Source organism: Vibrio sp. D401a, from assembly GCF_030248515.1.
Classification (GTDB): domain Bacteria; phylum Pseudomonadota; class Gammaproteobacteria; order Enterobacterales; family Vibrionaceae; genus Vibrio; species Vibrio rotiferianus.
The window spans coordinates 1-656 of the sequence record NZ_JAHGAI010000111.1 but is presented as its reverse complement, the minus strand read 5'-3'; the positions used below and the strand labels follow the sequence as shown (position 1 = coordinate 656).

The window sequence follows — 656 nt, the reverse complement described above, 5'->3', positions numbered from 1 at the left end:
ACAATCTGTTTAAGAGTGATTCGCAACGCGTGGCATTTTTACCATGCGTTGGTTTAAGTGATTAAGGCGGTATGCGGCGGCATCGGTATTGCGTTGCTCACACCTTAACAGGGCGTTATGTGAATGGCGAAAAATCACAGAATCTAATCTCTAACTTCTTGCTACAACTCATATTTACAGCAGCTCCAATTCGGTAAAATGCTCGAATATATTAGTCGTAGCCTGGTGAGTTATGATCGCAGTAATTTTTGAAGTACAGGTAGCAGAGGGTAAAACTTCTGAATATCTAGATATTGCAAGTGAACTAAAACCGCTGCTATCAGATATTGATGGTTTTATCTCAATCGAACGTTTCCAAAGTCTAACAAATGACAGCAAGGTTCTATCTTTGTCATTTTGGCGTGACGAAAAAGCAATTCAAGAGTGGCGCAATCTAGAATCTCATCGATTTGCTCAATTAAAAGGTCGTAGTGGTGTTTTTGAAAGCTACAGACTCAGAGTTGCGGGTGTCATCAGAGACTATGGCATGGACAGCCCCAAAAGATAGTATCGACGCACACGGCTAAAATTCACATAACAAACTGTTCAAGAGGGATTCGCAACGCGTGGCATTTTCACTATGCGTTTGTTTAAGTGATTAAGGCGGTATGCAGCGG

1 pseudogene is annotated in these 656 nt (G+C 41.6%); it reads left to right on the top strand.

The annotated features are described in order from the left end of the window. Positions 1–232 precede the first annotated feature (232 nt). Positions 233–566 (top strand): annotated as a pseudogene (locus tag KIV41_RS24740) (antibiotic biosynthesis monooxygenase). Positions 567–656 lie beyond the last annotated feature (90 nt).